Raw genomic sequence first — 19,834 nt, forward strand, 5'->3', positions numbered from 1 at the left:
CTATTATTTTCCAAAGCGATAGCTTAACGTGAGCAATACTTTCCTGTTGTCTGGTCTAGCGGAGTGGAAGATGGTCAGATCGCCAAATGTGCTGCTGTACCGAGGATTTCGGTTGCGTACTAAGCCGTTCACGGCTAATTTTAACATCGCTCTATCGGCCCATAATTTTTTCTCAAAAGCAAGATCGACGCCGTAGTTCTTCTCTTTCCTTCTGGCTCCGCTGGTTATCCCCGAATTGTAGTAGGCGATTAGTTCTGATCGCATGGTCCAAGGAAATTCTAGTGTATGCTTGCTGTTCAACGTCCAGCTCGAGCCTTCGTTGTCCAGCACGGTACCGTCGATCTCGCCACGGTAGGCATTATGGAATGCGTTGAGGTAATGACTTCCACTCCACCACGAGGCGAAACGATTGTTGTACATCACGCTGGCACTGTAATTTGTAAATTGTCCGATGTTTTCGGGTCTACTGTAGGTTTCGTTGGCCGATTCGCCTGCACGGCTGACGAAAGTGATCACATCACGGTTGTTGCCATAGCTCAAGGTGGTAAACAGTTTATTTTTGTAGCTGTGTCCTATCTCAACGATGGTGCTTTTTTCCGGCTTAATATCCGCGTTTCCCTGAAAATAGGTGAAAGCGTCTTCATAAACCCGGAAAACGTTGACGTCATGGTCGCTAGGACGTTGAATACGGCTGCTCAACGATCCGCGCAGAACGTGGTTTTCGGTGAGGTGGTACATCAAAAATGCATTGGGAAACAGGTCAAAGTAGTTATTTCGATCGCTTTCTCCGGTTGTAACTTGGTTCGCCTTGGTAAAGGTGTATTCGCCGCGAAGACCCAGTTGGTACTCTATTTTTGAGAGCTTGCCCGAATAGGTGAGGTAAGCAGCCTGCACATGTTGTGTATATTGGAAAGCGTTCGAAGAATTCCTGTCATTTACCCACATCGAATTGGAGAGGGTGTCATTTTGTACGGCATTGTCAATAAAGAGGTGCGTCGCTTTCCAACCCAATTCTATTTTTTGCAGGTTTTTCAATGGCCTGCTGTAGTCCAGTCGCGCCGCGTAGGTGGTATTGTGGAGATCCTGTAGGTTATGTCGAGCAGAAACACCGGTTACGTTGTTACTGCTGGCAGCATAGTAGTCCGTGTGGAAGATATTGTCGTAATCGTTTGTATGCGGTGCGAAATCGATGTTGGCCTTAAGATAGTGATCCTCTCCACGGTATTTTTTTGCATAGTTAACGTTGAACGTTAGGTTATTGTAGCCTTCATCAAAGCTGTTGCGTGTTGCTGCCCGATCGATGCTGGATACGCCTCGACGATAGATATCCATATCGATGTTTGAAGTAGAGATAAATAAACCTTTGATCCAATTGATGCTCGCTTCTAAGGTACTGTTGCTATCCGCCTCGTATACAAATCCAGTATGCAAACTATGGTATTTCCCCGGGTCGAGTATACGTTCTTCCCGCTGTACTTGTCGTCTTTCCGGATTTGCGACATCGCCGAAGGTGCGCTCGCTGTAGGAACTTTCCTTTGATGATTCGTATCCTCTAGAAGCTTGTAAGAAGACGTTCAACTTTTCCGTTTTGTAGTGTACGCCACCGCCAAAGCTTCCTTGCGACTTGCGCGATTGGCCGCCCCGTACAAAAACATCGGCCCCAAATCCACCACGTCTATTTTTCTTGGTGACGATATTGATCGCACCTGCACTTCCGGCGGCATCCTCTTTTGCTGAAGGGCTACTCATCAGTTCTAGTTTAGAAATATCGCGTGCCTGCATGCCTCTTAACAAGCTTGCCAGTTGAGCGCCCGTGAGGTACGTCTCTTTACCATCAATCTTGACGGTTGCACCCGTACGACCTTGAATCGAAAAATTTCCCTTGCCATCAGATAGTACTCCCGGTGTTTTTTCTAGCAGTTCCAATACATTGTTGCCTTCGGCTGCGACGCTACCTTCTACATCGACAACCATCTTGTCGACGTATTGGCGGATCCCGGGAAGCTTGCCCTCCACGTTCACGGAGGCCAGCGATATGGGTGCTGTTTTTAGGATGATTGGTGCTACGGTTTGCTTATCTCCATTTTTTAAGCTGTAATTTCGGCTGAACTGCGTTTGCTGCCCTACGGCCGAATACCGCAAGAGAAAGGTTCCCGCACGCTGGATCTGTACGAGGTAATTTCCACTTTCATCAGTGATGGTTTGCCCTTGCGAAAGCGAGTCGGGCAGGAGCAAAATGTCGACGGATACGTTCTCGAAGGCACGCCCATCTTCATGGAGAATCTTGCCGGTTAATGTTGTTTGCGCAAATGTTTTGCAGACCATGCCTGCGCAGAGGAGGAAAAGCGTTAATAAATGGATGTTCATGAATGATAGATGCAGGGACTTGCTAGCGTTTTTAAGCGATCCCCGCAGCGCCATGACGGCCTGCAGGGATTTTTTGTTGTTTAGATTTTTATCTTGTCGATTTTTAGGACGGTGTTTCCGTTTTCTACAGGCGCACCTTTACGTCCAGCTTCCTTATTGGTTACATATACCGAGCCGGTTGCTTGGTCTATGCTGATCGTGTTTGGTAGACCTTTCGTCGCGATACGCTCTTTTACCTCGAACGAATTGCAGTCGATCACGGCTACTTCGTTTTTACTGCGGTTGGCCGTATACAGGAGGTTGTTCTGCTCGTCGTAGGCAATGCCTATTGGCGATGAATCATAGCCTAGATAAACTTTGAAAGCGATCTCACCTGTCGCTCCATCCAGTACCGTAATGTTGTTGTCATTGGATTGGCTCACAAAGATGCGATTGTTCTTTTTGTCAAGAGCGATGTTCAAAGGGCAGTAAGACCAAGTCTTGTATTTTCCTGCTAGATTCCCAGATTTGCTATCGTAAACCACAACATTACCTTCCATATTGTTTGCATCCGTTCCATAAACCAAGCCTCTTGAAGCATCGACGTTTACACCAAGCAAGTAGGCGCCTGGCAGATCAAAAGATCGTTGGTAGGTATTTGTTGCGCCATCGATTTCCCAAATAGATGGATTTCCATGATCTGAAACATATACTTTGTTCCGCTCTTCGTCTACAGCAATTTCCCGGATTTTGGATTTTTCCTTTCCACTTGGAATAAGCTGCTGTTTCTTGCTGCGTAGATCAATGGCGCTCACCGCCCCCTGCAAGGAATGGCCTACATATAGGGTTTGTGTTTTGTTGTTCAGCGCAACACCAAAAGGCAGGTTTTTGCCCACGGCGATAGAGTCTTTTATTGCTAGATCATTTGCGTCGAGTACATAGACATAGTTGTCCACTTCTTTGTTGAACCCCTTGCGTGGCCCCGTAACGTAAACCTGTTTGTTGCTGGGGTTAAACACCAGTTGATAAACTTCAATGGGAAGCTTTTGCGTATTGGCTATCTGGAAAGTTGGCTTTGCGTCTTGCGCAAAACTACTGAAGGAAGAAAGGGCAAGACCGATGCCTGCGAGAAGGTGTTTCATTGTTCTTGTTGTTTGTGATATTTAGACTTGTTTTTAATAAACCTTTTAAGGTAAGTTGCACAGGCTCCTCTTTTCCGAAGTCGGGAATTGAAAAAAATGGAAAATAGCGTTCGTTTGTGCAAGATCCTAGGTGGTATGAACAACGTAAAGCCTGTTCTATTGGCAGAGTTTTTGTTGAGGTTCGACGGATGGGCCTATGGTCAACTAAATCCGTAATCAATTAAATAAGTAAGAATATATCAACCGTATGCAGCTCCAAAGACAATACAGCGAGAAGCTTTTGGCTATACAGCAAGCTAATGAATCATTGAATAACAGCCCTTCAGATCAAACGGAAAGGGAAGATTGGTTTGATATTCTAGCGCAATTTGAAGTTTCTTTTTTACAAGAAAAATCAAAAATGCTTTACCATAGATTGTTTGATAAAGGCGGCGATTTTCCAGCCAATCTGTACTTGGATGAAGACGATTACCGTTTTTTTGTAGATAAATCGCGCGCCCTATTGCTAGCCTTTGCGCCGCAATATCCAGAAGCTTGGATCGAGCTGGGCTTGCAGCATGTGCTTTGCAGAAGAGCCTATGTCGACAAAGGTCAAGCTTCTTTCTATCTGCAAAAGGCTATTGATGCTGCCGTGCCGGCAGCCAGCGCCCTTTATTTATACTATAATGCCCTAGGTATCTTGACCGATATGGAAAAGGAAGCTGCTAGTAGCAAGCTCCACCAAATGGCACAGGAGGGAGATCTTTGGGCGGTAGCCTATAATTCCCATCTTGAAGTTTGGAAAGATGATTTTGAATCGGTGTATGAGCACATACAGCCACTAGCGCAACAGGGAGACAAGAAGCTTCAACGGCATTACTACGAAACACTACAATACTACTATGCGCGTCGCGGCGAGATAGATCTTCAACGGCAGGCGTTGGAGGAAGGCATTAAAGAGACGGATTCTTCCTACTGCAAGTTTGTGTTGACAGAGCTCAAACGCCGAGAAGCAACCTCCGCAGAACAATTGGAAGCGCTTATTCCGAGTTACCTTTTGGCCTTTGAAACGGGAATAACCGATGCCGCAGTGCAGATTGCCCTTATCAAGCTATCCAACATTTCTGCAGATGATCAGAAAGTAGAGGATTACAGGGATATCGTTTTCTATTTACAAAAAGCTTGGGAATACAATAATGCTTATGCAGGCTATCGTTTGGCCTGTCTATATCTTTATAATGAGCTGTTGCAAAATGTGGCTCAAGGGATGGAAATCTTGGAAGAGCTTCAGGATAACTACGATCAGCCGGATGCACAGGTTGAGCTGGCCGAGATCTATCTAGAGGGTCGCTTTGTGGAGCGAGATGAGCAGCGTGCCCGTTCGATATTTCAACAACTTGCTGATAAACAAGTGCCCTATGCGCAGCTGCGCTTGGGCAACTTTCACGAATATGGAAGCGCCGAGAAGCAACCGGATTATGCACAAGCTTTTTCGCTATACCAACAGGCGGCTCAGGCAAAGTTGCCACAAGCACTTTATCAAGTAGGGCGTTACCTAAAATATGGTATACATAATGGTGAACCTGATCTTCAGGCGGCCATGCCTTATTTTGAGGAAGCGGCGGCAGCAGACAACGCCGTAGCAATAACAGAGCTGGGCATCGCGCAGGAACTGCTTTCACCACCAAATTATCCAGAGGCATTCCGCTATTTCACGCGTGCCGCGGAATTGGGCTATCCCTACGCCTATTTTCTGCAAGGGGTTTACCTTGAATACGACTACCATCAATCCGGGGCCAAGCTTCCCGAGGAGGCCTTTAAAAGCTATAGCCAAGGAGCGGCTGGTCACGACTTGAGCAGCATCTACGAGCTCGCACGTTGCTACCGCTTTGGCGTTGGCACCGAGGCAAATCTAGACAAAGCGATGGATTTTTATCGGCAGGCTGCGGAACGAAATCATGCGCAGGCGCTCACCGATCTAGCGCTATGCCATGAATATGGTTATGGTGTTGCAAAGAATGACGATAAGGCCATGGAGTATATTGCTAAAGCCGTCGATTTGGGTTATGCCTATGCCTATTACGTGATGGGACGTTATTATGTGAATGGTATGGTAGAGCAGCGCGCAGAAGAAGGCTTGGCACTGTTGGAGCGCGCTTCGGCAGAAAATATTGCGGAGGCTAAATTGCTGTTGGGCGACTACTATTTCTTTGACTATGACCAACGGGGCGAGTATGATCGGGCGTTTGATTACTATAAGCAAGCGGAAGAGCTTGGAAGCCTCACCGATGGCTTGGGGATGTGCTACGAATTCGGTGCAGGTGTAGAAGCAAACGCCATGCAAGCATTTAAATATTACCAAATGGCCGCTGAAAAGGGGAACGATGGAGCAATTTACCGCTTAGGTCGATGTTTTTATTTCGGAATTGGTACCGATGTAGATAAGGAAAAGGCATTCCAATACTACGAACAAAGTGGGCAGCAGGGTAATATTTACGCCCGCTACTTTGCAGGCTTGCAGCTCTTGCAGGGCGATGGCGTCCTCGCCGATCAGGCCAAGGGAGCCCAATGGATTCAGGATGCTGCCGAAGGGGAATATGCAGAGGCGCAATATCAGCTAGGAAACTGTTACCTGATGGGCGATGGTGTGGAAGAGAATGAAGATATTGCCTTGCACTGGTTTCAGCGGGCAGCAGAAAACGGACATGAACAGGCTACAAGGATTATGAAGGGTGCAAGAGGATAATTGAACGATGAGTAAGGAAACAGCATACGCATTTCAGGTGAACTTAAAGGGCATGATTGCCCTGTTGTCGGAACATTTGTACAGTGATCCGAACACCTTTATTCGGGAACTTCTGCAAAATGCGGTGGATGCGATAACGGCCATCCGTTATTTGGATGAGGAGCACGCTGGGGAGATAATGGTTACATTGCCCAATGAGGCAGAAGATAGCTTTGTTTTTCAAGACAACGGAATTGGGCTTAAAGAAGAAGAGATACATCGTTTTCTTTCCGTCATCGGAGAAAGCTCCAAGGGTAAAGACCTTAATGAAGCAAAAGACTTTATCGGCAAGTTCGGCATCGGCCTATTATCCTGTTTCGTCGTTAGCGACGAGATTGTCGTCGAAACATGTTCTGCGTTGGAAAAGATAGCATGGCGCTGGACAGCCCAAGCCGAAGGTGATTATAAAATCGAACGGATGGATGAGGAAATCCCTTTTGGGACACGTGTTATCCTAAAGCCAAAAGCCCAGTTCAAGCATATTTTTGAATATGCCTACTTTAAAGGGAAGCTAAAACACTATGGCGATGCGCTGCGCGAAAAGGTTGTGCTGCAAAAGGGCGAGATGCAAGACGTCCTCAACACCCAGCAACCCGCTTGGTTAAACTCTTCCGATAGAGGCACATTGCTGGACGTCGGAAAGGACACGTTAAATGTGAATTTCCTAGATGCTGTACCATTCCATACGACGCATGGCGATTGTACGGGGGTATTGTATATCCTTCCTTTCAAAACGCAGTTTAGCAGCAAGCAGCATCACCGTGTTTACCTGAAACGCATGTTTCTGTCTGAGGAGGATCAGTCTTTATTGCCCAATTGGGCTTTCTTTGTGCGCATGCTCGTCAATACCGAGGGGCTTAGCGCAACAGCATCGCGGGAATCGCTGATGAAAAATGAGCTGCTCCAGAAAACAAGAAAGGAAATCGCCGTCGCGCTCAAAGATTATTTGAGAAATTGTAAGGCCATAGATCCATCGGTTTACAACAGGATCATACAAACACACTTCTTGCATCTTAAAGCGTTCGCGCTAGAGGATAATGACTTCCTAGATATTTTTCTGGATGATATTCCATTTGAAACAAATCGAGGACAGCGGAATTTTAGGGAGATCAGGCAATTTCAGCAAACGGTATACTATAGTGCAGATTTTGAAGATTTCAAGCAAATCGACCGCATGGCCGATACACAGGGCATCCTGCTCATCAATGGTTCTTACACCTTTGACACCGAGCTCTTGAAAAAGATCGCTACGCGCTATCCCGATCTTTCGATAAAGGCCATGCTGCCCAGTGAGCTTGTAGGCACCTTTGTCGATCTGGATGCGGAGCAACTGAAGCGTCTCTCTACATTCAAGGATCTTGTTCAGCAAATATTGGATGAACATGGCTGTGCGTTGGAAATAAAACATTTCAGGCCACATGATACACCCGCAATATATACCAAGACCGAGCAATCCAACGTGGAGCAAACGGTGAACCAGCTCAAGGCTGATGCGAATCCCTTTGCGCGCGTACTGAAGTCGGCCGCGAAGCCTCGTCAGCGGCCTATCCTCTGCCTAAATGCCGATAATGAGCTGGTGCAGCAGATTGCATCCGTGACTGATCGCTACCTGCTGCAGTCTATCGTCGAGGTTCTTTACGTGCAGGCCATGATCTTGGGCAAGTATAATGTCCAAGAAAAGGAAATGAAGATATTGAACAATGCCCTGAAAAACCTCATCGTTATGGGGCTCACAAATTTTGTTAACATTTAATACACAGCGTGCATGTACACCCTGAAGATTCAAAAAATACTTAACCAGATCGACCGCGTCGATAACAACAATGAAAAGGTGCGCCTGTTGGTGCAGGCGATACAACTTGCCGATGACAACCAAGATATCGAATGGGCCTACGACATGAGGCTGGAACTGATAAACTACGAGATCGATCTTGCCTTCTCGCCCGAGTCTTTGCCCGCCTTTGCCTGGATACTGCAGGCCCACGATGAAAACCCCAATCTGTTCAATGAAGAGGATTTTCTTTGGCAGTACAAGTGGATGATGTCCGAGCTCTATGACAACCCCGATGTCAGCCGGGAGCAGATCGAGTCGGCATTACAGGACTTCCAAATGCGCCTGCTGCGCAATGGATACGGAAAAAGAGCGATTTACAACGAAAGGCTCAGCGATGCATTGGTGCAGAAAGATAATGATCTTATCCAGGCGGCATTAGAAGCTGTAAATAGCTTGGAGCGGGATGATATGAGCGACTGCGAAGCCTGTGAGATGGATGCTGAGGTATCTGCAGTCCTGCTCCGGGAAGGTTATAAGGCCGCTTATGAAAAGGCACGTCCACTATTGGAAAAACAGTTTACCTGTGCCCACGTGCCTCTGCGCACAACAGTGAATCTGACTTACGCAGCATTAAGAGCCGATGCCGGCGAGCAAGCCGCTGAATTGGCCGCACAAGCCGAGATGGAGATCTATAAAAAGGAAAAAGACTCCTCTATCCTGTTGTCTGCGATCAAACTGGCAGCTTATTACGCGAAAACAGATCTCTCCAAGGCCAAGGAGTGGTTTGAGCGATTTATCCCGTGGGCAGATGGACCGGCAGACCGTTCCATGTTCCAGATAGCATGCCTGCTTGTGGAGTCCATGGAGGCTTTTGACCCACAAGAAAGCTTTACGCTTGATCTTTCGGAAACCCATAGCTTGTACCGCGGACAAAATTCGTTCACCGCAACCGAGATTGCCGTGCATTACCGCGAACTTGCCCACAGTCTGGCGGCTCGTTTTGATGAGCGGAATGGGAACAATAATTTTCAAAAACAGCTTTCCATGGCAGCTATTTAAGGGAGGTAGAAAACAGCGTTATATGAACGGCATATTGAAAGGTTTTTCTTTTTTTTGGACCATTTTTATTGGTTACTTTATTTTTGTCCACCCGGCGATTATTTACTATTCGACGAGTTATGAAAATGTAGACCTTTCTACCGTCAGTCCCAATACCGCGCTGGCGATGCTTGCCCTGAGCGGTATCCTTTGGTTCATCGTGGGCTGTCTTTCGCTGTGGATTTTGTTGCGGTACACCTACTTTGCTCTGCGTAACATACGTATCCTGCTGCGAGACGGCGTGCGCCTGAGGTCCACGGTTGTCGGTGTGACCTTGTTGAAAGGCGCTAGTAGCAAATCCGTGCCCAAGACAATTGTGCTAGAGCTGGTTAATCTGGAGGGAGAAACTATCCGGCACAGCATGAGCTTCAATGATTCGAAACCCGAACAACAGCGGTATAAGGTAGGTTCGATCTGCTATCTACGTGTTGACCCTTCCTTCAAGAAGTTGCCGAGTGTGTTGCTGGAAGAAAGTTTTGTTAAAGTAAACTGGGTTTTACCCTTGGTTTGGCTGCTCTTTGTGGCTTCGGCGATCTATTACTTCTTGTTTTCCTATCAGTTGGAAAGCGCGGGCTATGGCTGGCGATTCCTAAGTTTCTGGCATCCGCTGATTATTATTCCTGCATGTTGCCTGTTTTTTCCTGGCATAATTTATGGGTTTAAAAAGTTTGTCTTTATGAAATTCATGAACATGGGCAGGGTAATGGAGTTCTTGAAATTTAAGGGAAAAAAGACGTTGGCATCGATTACTCGAGCGGAGCAGACCGGAACTTTAATCAACGATCAGCCAGAAATTCGATTTCATGTTGAGTTCCTCGATGGTGCTGGCCGTAAGGTGTCGGCTCAGATCAAGAAAATCGTGTCCCTCATCGATGTTGCACAGGTTCGTAGTCAAAAAGAGGCATTCGTGTTTTACAATCCGAGCAACCCTCAATCTGTTGCTTTTGAACAGGATATTAACAAACAATAATCGCTACCAACCATGAAAAAGGTATTCGTAAGATCTTTAGTTAGCCTATTTATTACAGCTTCTTTGTTGCAGATGAGCTGTCAATCCTTTGTCAATAGCCTCAAAGAGACTAAAGAGGGCACCACAGATATAGATACGACAGCTGCAGAAATTGAGCCGGCACCTCGGTCAAGCCAAGAGGCTGTTGCAGTCGAGCAAGAGGAGCGCGCAGACGAAACGCCTTTTTTGGCAGATTCTTCAGCGCTGATCGCTGCCGAGCGGTCGCTGCGCGATCGGCCGGAGCTTCGCGGACAGGATATTTTTATTTACCGTTCGGTGCATTTTTACGACGATGGGCGCATATCCCTGAAGGTTCAGCATCCGCAACAAAAGAACTATGTAGACTCCTACGATTATCGGGATGGTAAATGGTCTGACCCCTCACCTGTTGTGCTTTCCAAGCGCGATATTGTTGCCAAGGATATCGTTAGTCTGAACAGCTTGCCTTTTAAGACGGCTAATCAGGTATTTCTTCATTTAAAGGAAAAGTTGCAACAGATCGGTAGCCGATCAGAAGATTATACGGTGTACGCAATTACGTCGGGTAACGAAATAAGATGGTATCCTCGTACCATTTCCAACGAGCGCAGCAAGTACAGCATCGAATTTAATGCTGATGGAACCATTCGTTCCTTCGAACAGGAATAGTGAGCATGGCTACTCTTGGAAATTAAGCGGCTTTTATGTCCTTCACAATTGGCGACGATACCGGCGTCGGATCCAACGCCCATCGTGCAAAGGGACTTCCCAAGGTTGGGGAAATAGGCGACTTTTTAAACCCTTTTAGGTTAATAATGTCCAAAGAATAGTGATGTTTGATTGGAATAATTAGTTTTTTAAAATATCCCGAGGACCTAGGTTTTCGGGATATTTTGCTATGCATCTATCCAAAGCAACTGTTTTCATCGCTCCGCAGTTCATTACCATTCCTCCAATTCACGTCCTCTGTAGGAATATTTTCTTCTTGCCCACGGAGTTGGCGTGGACAAACTCTCGCGTCCATCGCTGAAGTTTCGGCAGCGATGCTGTCCATGAACTCTTTGGCAATAGATTCTATTTTTTGATACACAATACTATCGCTATTTGGCTGTTGAATCCTTTCTAAGGAGAACAGATGCACTTGTCCGTCAATAGATCTGCATTCAAAGAGCTCTCGGTACCCATTAAAATCGCAAATCAATATGTTTATGAATTCACTAGCTCTAGTTATTTCCACGGTATAGTTGTATTCCGAGCCATCTTCTAATGGCACTGTAAATTGCGTTTTATAATCCATACTTTTTGTATACGTCGAAAATATGAAATTGTTTGCAACGTACTGGGATATTTTCTCTTCCGTCTGACAAGTAGAATTGTGTTCGGGTAATTTGTGTTGTGTCCGTGATAAGCTTCCACTTAAAGTTAACTTTGAAGTCCAATAATACGTTTTAGCTAATGATATTATAAAAGCAATTTAATGTTTCCGTAACATTAGACTGCTAGGTTTGCGGCAACTAATACGTGAAGAAATGTATCCGAAACCATCCAGATTACTCTGGCTGTTACTTTCACTGAGTGCCGCATCTCTCCCTGCCGGCGCGCACAGTACAGAAAGCAATAGCTTAACAAAAACAATTAATAAAGATCAGCAAAATTTACGCGGTAAAGTTGTCGACTCGCAAGGAAACCCAATCGCAGGGGCGACGGTTACAAACACGCGTACCAAGCAAAGTTTACAAACAAGCATAGACGGAACCTTTGCTATTCCTGGTAATGTAGGTGATGTGCTTTCGGTGCGTTACATCGGATATAATCCGGCAGATATGCCCGCAACGGGAACGGACAATATTTTGTTTTCCTTGGAATCTCAATCGCAGGCAATTGATGAAGTTCTTGTTTCTATCGGCTACCAACGCGTTCGTAAATCGGATGTGACAGGAGCTATCGCCAGTGTGAAGGCGGAGGAGTTAAATTTGAACTCACCAAAGCTGGGACAAGCTCTAGTAGGTAAAGTAGCCGGCGTACAGGTCATGCAGACCTCTGGAGCGCCTTACGATGGCACAAAGATCCGCGTACGCGGAATGGGATCCATCAACGCGGGTTCAGATCCACTATATGTAATTGATGGTTATCCTGCGGGGAATAACCTAAATATCAATCCCAACGATATCGAAACCATCGATGTATTGAAAGATGCAGCTTCTGCGGCCATTTATGGTTCCCGCGCCGCGGCGGGTGTAGTACTCATCACAACAAAAAGAGGTAAAGAAGGGAAGAGCAATATTGATTACGACCTAGTAACGGGATTCGGGCAGCTCTCCAAAAAGATCGATCTACTCAATGCAGAGGAATTTATCGACTTGATCATCGATGGACGTAACAATGCTTATAAAGATTTGGTCGTTAACAGAGGCATGACTTGGACAGATGCTATGCGGATGGACAATAATGCTGCGCGTGTCGCGCGCGTCGGAAACGCAGGATCTGTGTCCATCCCTGAGGATTACTATGATTTTGCGACAGGTACGGCCAAGAAATCGCAGTATGATACAGACTGGCAGGATGCCCTTTATAGAAATGCACCTTTCCAGCGGCACAACATATCAGCGACAGGCGGGAACGATAAAACACGTTACTTGGCCAGCGTAGCTTACCAAGATCAACAAGGTATTATGCTTGGAACCGATCAGCAGACGTTTAATTTCCGAACCAATATTGACTCGAAGGTAAATGACCGCTTGACCGTTGGAGCCAACGTAGCATTCACCTATAACGATAACAATGAAGTGACGACGGGCCGCTACGACCGCAGTCCATCAATGGCCGCCTTGATATACCTACCAACGTTGCCCGTCTATAATGAAGACGGCAGCTATGCGCAGTATCTGATGGGTGATCTATCTGCCAACAACTATGGTATACAAAACCCGGAGAATCCATTGGCTTACGTGACCATGATCAAAAACAACCGTCGCGGCAAGCGTGGCTTGTACAATGCATTTGCGGATTTTGAGATTCTGAGCGGTTTGAACCTTAAGGTGAATGGTGGCCTGTCTACATATGATGAGAAGTACGAATACTACAGACCAACAAGTATCTCCGACGGAAATAACAGACCCTTCTCGAATCAGGCTAAGACAGCGGCTTACGCTGATGCCAACACACGAAGTGAAATCGATAAGTTGGTCGAAACGACATTGAACTACAACAAGACATTCAACGAGAAGCATCAGGTAAACGCGTTATTGGGGTATTCAGCACAGCGGACAGATATCGACGTTATTGAATTGCGGGCTAGAGGTTTTCAAAACGATAAGATTGGCGAGATCAGTGACAAAGGGGCAGATCCATCGAACTTCACGCTACAAGATGCTTTCAAGCGCGCAATCACCTTGCAGTCGTATTTCAGCCGTGTGATGTATAACTACGATGCAAAATACTTCCTATCCGCATCCTTCCGTACCGACGGATCTTCACGCTTCGGATCGGAGACAAAATGGGGTACCTTCCCTTCAGTTTCTGCAGGCTGGACATTGTCTAACGAGGAGTTTTATGGCGATTGGCTAGGTTCCGGTTCGTCGATTAAACTGCGGGCGAGCTGGGGCTTGAGCGGTAACAACAATATTGGGGATTACCGGAACAAAACGACCATGAGTACTCCTGGTGGTGTGATCATCGGTGACGCGGTAGCGACGGGTTACTGGCCTAACGATTTTCAAGATTCTGGATTGGGATGGGAGTCAACCTCGCAGTATAACGGGGGGATCGACATCGGTCTTTTCAATGGACGTGTCAATGTGATGGCCAACCTTTACCGCAGCCGTTCATTTAACCTGTTGTTCAATCAGCCTGTCTCGGCCATCTCTGGCGCGACAGCAGTCTTGACCAATATGCGCGACAGTAAGGTAGAAAATAAGGGATTTGATTTACAGATTGACGCTACACTCATAAGAAAAGAGAATTTCCAATTGGGCTTCAGTGGAAACATCAATGTAAACCGTAATAAGGTGCTTGATCTTGGCGGTGCGGCAACCATTATGACAAACGGTGCCGAGCGTTCCTACATCACCCATATTACCCAACAAGGAAGTCCTATTGGCATGTTCTATGGTTTCCAAGTGTTGGGCGTAGCCACTGAGGATAACTACGATAAAGTTGCCCCTTCTGCAGGTTCTACAAACCCAATGCAACCCGGAGATTTATATTTTGAGGATGTTGATGGAAACGGAATCGTCAATGATGCGGACAAGCGCGTTATCGGCAATCCACATCCCGACTTTACCTACGGTTTTGCATTGAATGCATCCTACAAGCAATTTGATATCCGAGCTTCTTTCAACGGATCGCAAGGCAATCAGGTGTTGGACGGTTATGATTACTACCTATACAATATGGAAGGATCCGGAAACCAGTATGCCGACGTTGCACAACGTTACCGTTCGGCGCAGGATCCCGGTAACGGTAAGGTATACCGCGCGTCACGCGCAGGAACGCAGAGCAACAGCACGCGCCTATCTTCCTTCTACCTACAGGATGGTTCTTTCTTAAGGATGACCAATGTGATGTTGGGCTACAGCGTACCGCAGTCGCTAAGCAACAAACTAAAAATTGCAGGCGTACGGATTTTCGCTAGCGTGGAAAACCCGTTCACGATCTCTAAATACAAAGGATACAATCCAGAGCCAGATTACAACCAACGTGGAAACTTGACGCCAGGTGTAGATTATGGTTTATACCCATTAGTTAGAGGTTATAACCTTGGTTTAAAAGTAACATTCTAATATTCGAAGATTGGCCCCCTGCCTAGGTGGAGGGTCTACTATTAAAAATACAGTAATGAAAAAAAGATATATTTTACCCTTTCTACTTTTGAGCCTAGCCTCTTGTAAGGAAGATTTTCTAAATCAGTTAGACCCCAATAAAGTAGCCGTAGAGAACTATTTTGAAACGGAGAATGACGTTCTACTTGCCGTCAATGGTGTATATCAGGCTTTGCGCTCAGGGAATAACATTGGTGAAGGAAGTGGGCTGTTCAGTGAGGAACGTTCAGACAATACAGGACGTGACGACAACCAGTCGAATGCTGGTGAGCCTTTCCAGTTTAACGACTTCTCCATTCTGCCTAGCAATTCCTACCTGAAAAGCCATTGGGCCAATATGTTTGATGGTATCTCCCGTTGTAATACGCTTCTTTCACGCATCGATCAGGTTTCTTTCACCGATGAGGCCTTGAAGAAGCGGTATATTGCGGAGACCAAGTTTGTTCGTGGACTACTTTACTTCCACATGGTGCGTAAATTTGGTGACCTTCCCTTGGCGATAGTGGAAGTGACAAGTAAGGAGCAGGCCAATGAGTTGGCCTTCCGCCAGCCTGAGGCTGTTATCTACCAGCAAATTGTCGCTGATCTTACTGATGCACTGGATAGCAACCTGCCCAACACGCAATTGGAATATGCTGTAGGAAGGACATCTAAGGCAGCTATAAATGCCATATTGGGTCAGGTGTACCTGACGATGGGCTCCACTGTCGCCGAAGGTAGCACAGAAAACTTTCAACGCGCAGAGCAGCATCTGAGCGCTGCATATGGCATGCGGACCTTTGGCAAGCTAAATGAGATTCCCTATGAGCAGGTGTTCGATGTAGATAGAAAGATGGACTGTAAGGAGTTGATCTTCCAGGTGCAATATCTGCAGGGCGATCAGAACTATAGTTCATCGATTGCGCGCAACAATCAAGCACGCGGAGAGACCGTAAATTCGCAATACCCTTCGACAGGTATCGGAGGCAATGTCACTCCGGATTTGGTGAAAGATTATGAGCAAGGTGATGGCCGCAAAGACTTCTCAATCAAGTTTGCTGCTAATAGCCAGGTAAATGACTATTTCATTACCAAATTCAGGGACAATAGCGACGCTGCCGGGACGGCCGGTTGGGGTGGTAACGACTGGATTTTGATTCGTTATGCTGATGTGATGCTGCTGCTGGCCGAAGCAAAAATGAACTTAGGCAAAGATGCAGAAGCTATCGTGTTGCTGAATGAGGTACGCGAGCGTGCTGGTCTGCCCAATTACGCAACCTCGAGAAACAACACAAGTTACAATACAAAGTATCCAACACTGAAGGACGCTATTTTACACGAACGTCGTGTAGAGCTAGCCTTTGAGAACCACCGTTGGTTTGATTTGATCCGTAATTACAATGCTGCGGAATTGGTCGCGTATTTTAAAGCAAAAAGTCAGGCCGACTATGGAAATGCACAGCTTTCCAATATCAACACCAAAGATAGGTACTACCCTATTCCTTTTGATGAATATCAGCTTGACCCGACGCGTATGTATCAAAATGCGGGCTATTAACCGCTAAGCATGTACAAATTGCTAAAAATAACATGCCTGATGCTTGTGTGGTGCTGTTTCTTGCCCACACAAGCACAGGTTACTGCGGCCTACGAAACGCCGCAGGATTGGGTGGTCGCGAAGAATTACTTGGCGACCTTTTTATTGAATCAACATCCGGAAATCCTACAGCGCATGTTGGCGGAGGATAAACAAATAGCGGAACTATTGTCGAAAAAGCAACAGCGCTATGCCGCAAGCTTAGCCTGTAAGGATCTGGACTGTATGCTGCAGGCCTTCAAATGGAGCCCACAAGAGCTCGAATTGTTTACGCAACGCTGGACAAAACGCGTATCCACGGATGCGGGCCTATTAAAGATGCTGGAAACGCAGCTGTTGCCGAGTCAGGCTTATGGCCCGTCTGCCGGTGTACCTGCGGAAGCCTACTTTGCGAAAGCCATTCGGCAGGATATGGAAGCGATGAATCTCGTAATCGATATCTATGCCGGTGCAAAGAAACCCAATTACCCGAAGATCGATTCTATATCTTTTAACGTACGTGATCCGCGATACCTTGGCCTACTGCTTGATGTGCGACAAGACGTGTTGACCGATATCAGACAGCCCGAAGATGCTTTTCACACGACCTTGCTAACGGCGGTTCGCTTGTTGGAGGTTAATGAGCGTTGGGATGCCGCGCAGCTCGAGCCGCTGATTGAAAAGGAAAATAAACGGGCCTACGAGGCGATATCCAAGACAGATTTTGCCCAATATCCCTACAGTTTGCTGTTAACGCTGGGCGCAGGGCCAGAGGTTTACGGACAACCGATAAGCCCGGGCGGTATGCTGCGCAGCCGAATGGCAGCGCGCAGTTATTTTGACGGACTAGCTCCCTTTATTGTTGTCTCGGGCGGACGTGTGCATCCCTACAAAACGACCTTTATTGAAGCCATCGAGATGAAACGATACCTGATGGAGGTGCTCCGAGTGCCCGAAGAAGCGATATTGATCGATCCTCATGCCCGACATACCACCACGAACCTACGCAATACGGCACGTATCCTGCTGAAATACGGATTTCCAAAGGATAAGTTTGCCATTGTAAACAGTAGCGTGGCCCACATCAATGCTGTAGAACGGATGGCGGATCGTTGCATGCGCGAGCTTGGATATGTGCCCTATGTACTTGGTAAACGCGTGAGCGATGTTATCCTCGAGTTTAAGCCGCGCATAGAGGCCTTGACGATTGACCCCGATGAGCCTTTGGATCCCTAACAAATTTGCTAAACCGTTTTAAATGGTTATTTTAGCTCTAAATTAAAATCAACATGCTTCGCAATCTTAAACCCTATCTTTTTTCGGCTTTACTGGCTACGGCGAGTATCAACCTATCGGCTCAGCAGATAGCCGATCAGGTGAATGTTTTTTTGGGTACATCGGGCGACCACGGGCAACTGTCTCCGGGAGCCTCTTCCCCATTCCATCAAATGGATATCGCCCCACAGACCTCTCCAAATCTCCATGCCGGCTATGAACATTATGCCAAGAAGATCGTGGGCTTCACCCACAATCGTTTCGAAGGGGTGGGATGCGTGGGCAGCGGCGGTTTGCTGATGGTGCAGCCTTATGTCGGAGAACAGGTAGGCATTTTGGAGAAAAGCAGCGAACAGGCGGGTCCGGGTTTTTATGAAATTGACTTGAAAGAAGGAATTCAAGCCCGTTTTGCGGTACACGAAAACTTGGGCATTCATCAATATACATTTCCGAAAGGAAAAAAAGGTGTCCGGCTCCGGCTAAACCACGCCTTTAACGGGGCTTTTGTTTCCAATGAGTACAAACTATTGGCCGATGGAACCCTACTTGGTAAAGTTCGTGCAAAGACCACTTGCCATGCCGGTACCTATAGCATATATTACGCGATTAGTCTTCCCAAAGGGACAACGACAACAGCGGATCAAGAGGTGACTATCGCCTTGGAAAGCGAAGCTGAGCGGGCAGAACTTAAAGTTGCCTTTTCTGCTGTCGATGAAGCTTCGGCCTTGCAGACATTGCACAAAAACAAGAACGTCGACTATGCCTCTTTGAAGAAAATAACACTGCAACATTGGAACGAGCAGCTGTCGCACATTCAGGTAGAGGGCGACTCGGATCGCGTTAAGCTATTCTACAGTCTTTTCTATCGCACCTTGCAATCGCCTTATCGCACCTCCGAGGCGGATGGTCGCTATCGGGGCACCGATGGACAGATCCACCAAGCCAAAGGACAGCGCTACCACGGTTGGGCCATTTGGGACAATTATAAAACCCAGCTGCCCCTATTGGCCTTGGCTTTTCCAAGCAAGTATCAAGATATTGTTTCATCCATCGCCGATCTTTATAAATATGGAAAGTATGATTTCGCAGGTCCGCAAGAGCCCGCTAACTCCGTACGTACCGAGCATGCTGCGGTGGTTTTACTTGATGCCCAGCGCAAAGGATTTAGCCTAGATGTCAAAGGCATCCGCGACTCGCTGATCCGCGATACTTCACGTTTTGACTTCAGTAAGCCCGATAAGTATTTGGAGGCTGCTTATGATATGTGGGCTATGGCACGGCTGTTGCCGAAAGACAGTGCGCATTACAATGCACGTAGCCGAACCTATAAGAACATTTGGAATAAAGAATTTAGAGATCTTTCCCAGCGGGATGTGGATCGCATGTCTGCACGCAATATGTATCAAGGCACCATACGCCAATACCGTTGGAACGTACCCTATGATATGGTCGGGCTTACGCGCTTAATTGGCGGTAAGGCCGAGTTGTCGAAGCAGTTGGATGATTTTTTCGACAATTATTATTTCAACCGCGCCAACGAACCGGATATACAATCGCCCACGCTTTACTACGCCAGCGACAAGCCTTGGCGTTATCAGTCCTTGCTGCATGAACTGGCCTTAGATACCGTTGTGCAGTACTACTTCAATGACAACAGTCGCGGGATCGATCCCTTTATAGACCGCATCTATAAAAACGAACCGAAGGCTTTCGTGCGCACGATGGATGATGATGCTGGCGCCATGTCGGGCTGGTTTGTCATGACGGCATTAGGCCTACAGCAACCCTTGGTCGGCGCACCGGTGTATTACCTGAATGTTCCCTTGTTTCCATCGATCACGTTAGGCGAGGGAAAAAACAAGTTAAAGATTACTGTTCATGGTTTCAAACAGGAGAACCGCTACATACAGCGTGTGCGCCTTAATGGCAAAGACCTGAATCGCCTTTGGCTACGCCATGATGAAATTGCAAAAGGCGGTCATTTGGAGATCGATGCAACGGATAGCCCAAGCAAGTACGGGCAGGATACGATCTGGATTGCAGACTTGGAGAAGGACGATAAGTTGTAGTTC

Annotated in this window: 13 protein-coding genes; 10 read left to right on the top strand and 3 right to left on the bottom strand. The window is 46.9% G+C overall.

Features of this window, described 5'->3' with window-relative positions:
• Positions 1 to 3 precede the first annotated feature (3 nt).
• The gene (locus tag SCB77_RS11895) at positions 4 to 2,367 is read right to left on the bottom strand and encodes an outer membrane beta-barrel family protein (RefSeq protein WP_320182227.1); all 2,364 of its coding nucleotides are present in this window, start codon (positions 2,365 to 2,367) and stop codon (positions 4 to 6) included.
• Between the two features lie 80 nt (positions 2,368 to 2,447).
• Positions 2,448 to 3,488 carry a YncE family protein gene (locus SCB77_RS11900; protein WP_320182228.1) on the bottom strand — a complete coding sequence of 347 codons (1,041 nt, stop codon included), beginning with the start codon at positions 3,486 to 3,488 and terminating at the stop codon, positions 2,448 to 2,450.
• Between the two features lie 247 nt (positions 3,489 to 3,735).
• Between SCB77_RS11900 and SCB77_RS11905 the strand changes: the two genes are divergently transcribed.
• Genes SCB77_RS11905 through SCB77_RS11930 form a run of 6 tightly spaced genes read left to right on the top strand, consistent with a single transcriptional unit; the run spans position 3,736 to position 10,942 of the window.
• Positions 3,736 to 6,213: a tetratricopeptide repeat protein gene (locus tag SCB77_RS11905; RefSeq protein WP_320182229.1), complete on the top strand. Its 2,478-nt coding sequence runs from the start codon at positions 3,736 to 3,738 to the stop codon at positions 6,211 to 6,213.
• 7 nt (positions 6,214 to 6,220) lie between these two features.
• A complete protein-coding gene (locus SCB77_RS11910; protein WP_320182230.1) occupies positions 6,221 to 8,005 on the top strand; it encodes an HSP90 family protein in 1,785 nt (594 codons plus the stop codon).
• 12 nt (positions 8,006 to 8,017) lie between these two features.
• The gene (locus SCB77_RS11915) at positions 8,018 to 9,085 is read left to right on the top strand and encodes a hypothetical protein (protein ID WP_320182231.1); all 1,068 of its coding nucleotides are present in this window, start codon (positions 8,018 to 8,020) and stop codon (positions 9,083 to 9,085) included.
• Between the two features lie 22 nt (positions 9,086 to 9,107).
• Entirely contained in the window at positions 9,108 to 10,094 is a 987-nt protein-coding gene (locus SCB77_RS11920) for a DUF3592 domain-containing protein (protein ID WP_320182232.1), read from the top strand.
• Between the two features lie 12 nt (positions 10,095 to 10,106).
• Entirely contained in the window at positions 10,107 to 10,781 is a 675-nt protein-coding gene (locus tag SCB77_RS11925) for a hypothetical protein (RefSeq protein WP_320182233.1), read from the top strand.
• Positions 10,782 to 10,816: 35 nt separating this feature from the next.
• Positions 10,817 to 10,942 carry a hypothetical protein gene (locus tag SCB77_RS11930; protein ID WP_320182234.1) on the top strand — a complete coding sequence of 42 codons (126 nt, stop codon included), beginning with the start codon at positions 10,817 to 10,819 and terminating at the stop codon, positions 10,940 to 10,942.
• A gap of 74 nt (positions 10,943 to 11,016) precedes the next feature.
• On the opposite strand, the gene SCB77_RS11935 is transcribed toward SCB77_RS11930, so the two are convergent.
• Positions 11,017 to 11,409 (bottom strand): hypothetical protein, encoded by a 393-nt coding sequence (locus SCB77_RS11935; protein ID WP_320182235.1) that lies wholly within the window; start codon positions 11,407 to 11,409, stop codon positions 11,017 to 11,019.
• Positions 11,410 to 11,641: 232 nt separating this feature from the next.
• On the opposite strand from SCB77_RS11935, the gene SCB77_RS11940 reads away from it, so the two are divergent.
• From SCB77_RS11940 to SCB77_RS11955, 4 genes are read left to right on the top strand one after another with little or no spacing between them, the layout of a single operon-like run.
• The gene (locus SCB77_RS11940) at positions 11,642 to 14,893 is read left to right on the top strand and encodes a SusC/RagA family TonB-linked outer membrane protein (RefSeq protein ID WP_320182236.1); all 3,252 of its coding nucleotides are present in this window, start codon (positions 11,642 to 11,644) and stop codon (positions 14,891 to 14,893) included.
• Positions 14,894 to 14,948: 55 nt separating this feature from the next.
• Positions 14,949 to 16,469, top strand: coding sequence for a RagB/SusD family nutrient uptake outer membrane protein (locus tag SCB77_RS11945; protein ID WP_320182237.1), 1,521 nt, complete (start codon positions 14,949 to 14,951; stop codon positions 16,467 to 16,469).
• A gap of 9 nt (positions 16,470 to 16,478) precedes the next feature.
• Entirely contained in the window at positions 16,479 to 17,723 is a 1,245-nt protein-coding gene (locus tag SCB77_RS11950) for a YdcF family protein (RefSeq protein ID WP_320182238.1), read from the top strand.
• A gap of 53 nt (positions 17,724 to 17,776) precedes the next feature.
• Entirely contained in the window at positions 17,777 to 19,831 is a 2,055-nt protein-coding gene (locus SCB77_RS11955; RefSeq protein ID WP_320182239.1) for a glycoside hydrolase domain-containing protein, read from the top strand.
• The last annotated feature ends 3 nt before the right edge of the window (positions 19,832 to 19,834 follow it).

This window comes from Sphingobacterium bambusae (assembly GCF_033955345.1).
GTDB lineage: Bacteria > Bacteroidota > Bacteroidia > Sphingobacteriales > Sphingobacteriaceae > Sphingobacterium > Sphingobacterium bambusae.

Bases quoted from the DNA above. Each gene is read 5' to 3' on its own strand.
- SCB77_RS11895 (WP_320182227.1), bottom strand. From the start codon at position 2,367: ATGAACATCCATTTATTAACGCTTTTCCTCCTCTGCGCAGGCATGGTC.
- SCB77_RS11900 (WP_320182228.1), bottom strand. From the start codon at position 3,488: ATGAAACACCTTCTCGCAGGCATCGGTCTTGCCCTTTCTTCCTTCAGT.
- SCB77_RS11905 (WP_320182229.1), top strand. From the start codon at position 3,736: ATGCAGCTCCAAAGACAATACAGCGAGAAGCTTTTGGCTATACAGCAA.
- SCB77_RS11910 (WP_320182230.1), top strand. From the start codon at position 6,221: ATGAGTAAGGAAACAGCATACGCATTTCAGGTGAACTTAAAGGGCATG.
- SCB77_RS11915 (WP_320182231.1), top strand. From the start codon at position 8,018: ATGTACACCCTGAAGATTCAAAAAATACTTAACCAGATCGACCGCGTC.
- SCB77_RS11920 (WP_320182232.1), top strand. From the start codon at position 9,108: ATGAACGGCATATTGAAAGGTTTTTCTTTTTTTTGGACCATTTTTATT.
- SCB77_RS11925 (WP_320182233.1), top strand. From the start codon at position 10,107: ATGAAAAAGGTATTCGTAAGATCTTTAGTTAGCCTATTTATTACAGCT.
- SCB77_RS11930 (WP_320182234.1), top strand. From the start codon at position 10,817: ATGTCCTTCACAATTGGCGACGATACCGGCGTCGGATCCAACGCCCAT.
- SCB77_RS11935 (WP_320182235.1), bottom strand. From the start codon at position 11,409: ATGGATTATAAAACGCAATTTACAGTGCCATTAGAAGATGGCTCGGAA.
- SCB77_RS11940 (WP_320182236.1), top strand. From the start codon at position 11,642: ATGTATCCGAAACCATCCAGATTACTCTGGCTGTTACTTTCACTGAGT.
- SCB77_RS11945 (WP_320182237.1), top strand. From the start codon at position 14,949: ATGAAAAAAAGATATATTTTACCCTTTCTACTTTTGAGCCTAGCCTCT.
- SCB77_RS11950 (WP_320182238.1), top strand. From the start codon at position 16,479: ATGTACAAATTGCTAAAAATAACATGCCTGATGCTTGTGTGGTGCTGT.
- SCB77_RS11955 (WP_320182239.1), top strand. From the start codon at position 17,777: ATGCTTCGCAATCTTAAACCCTATCTTTTTTCGGCTTTACTGGCTACG.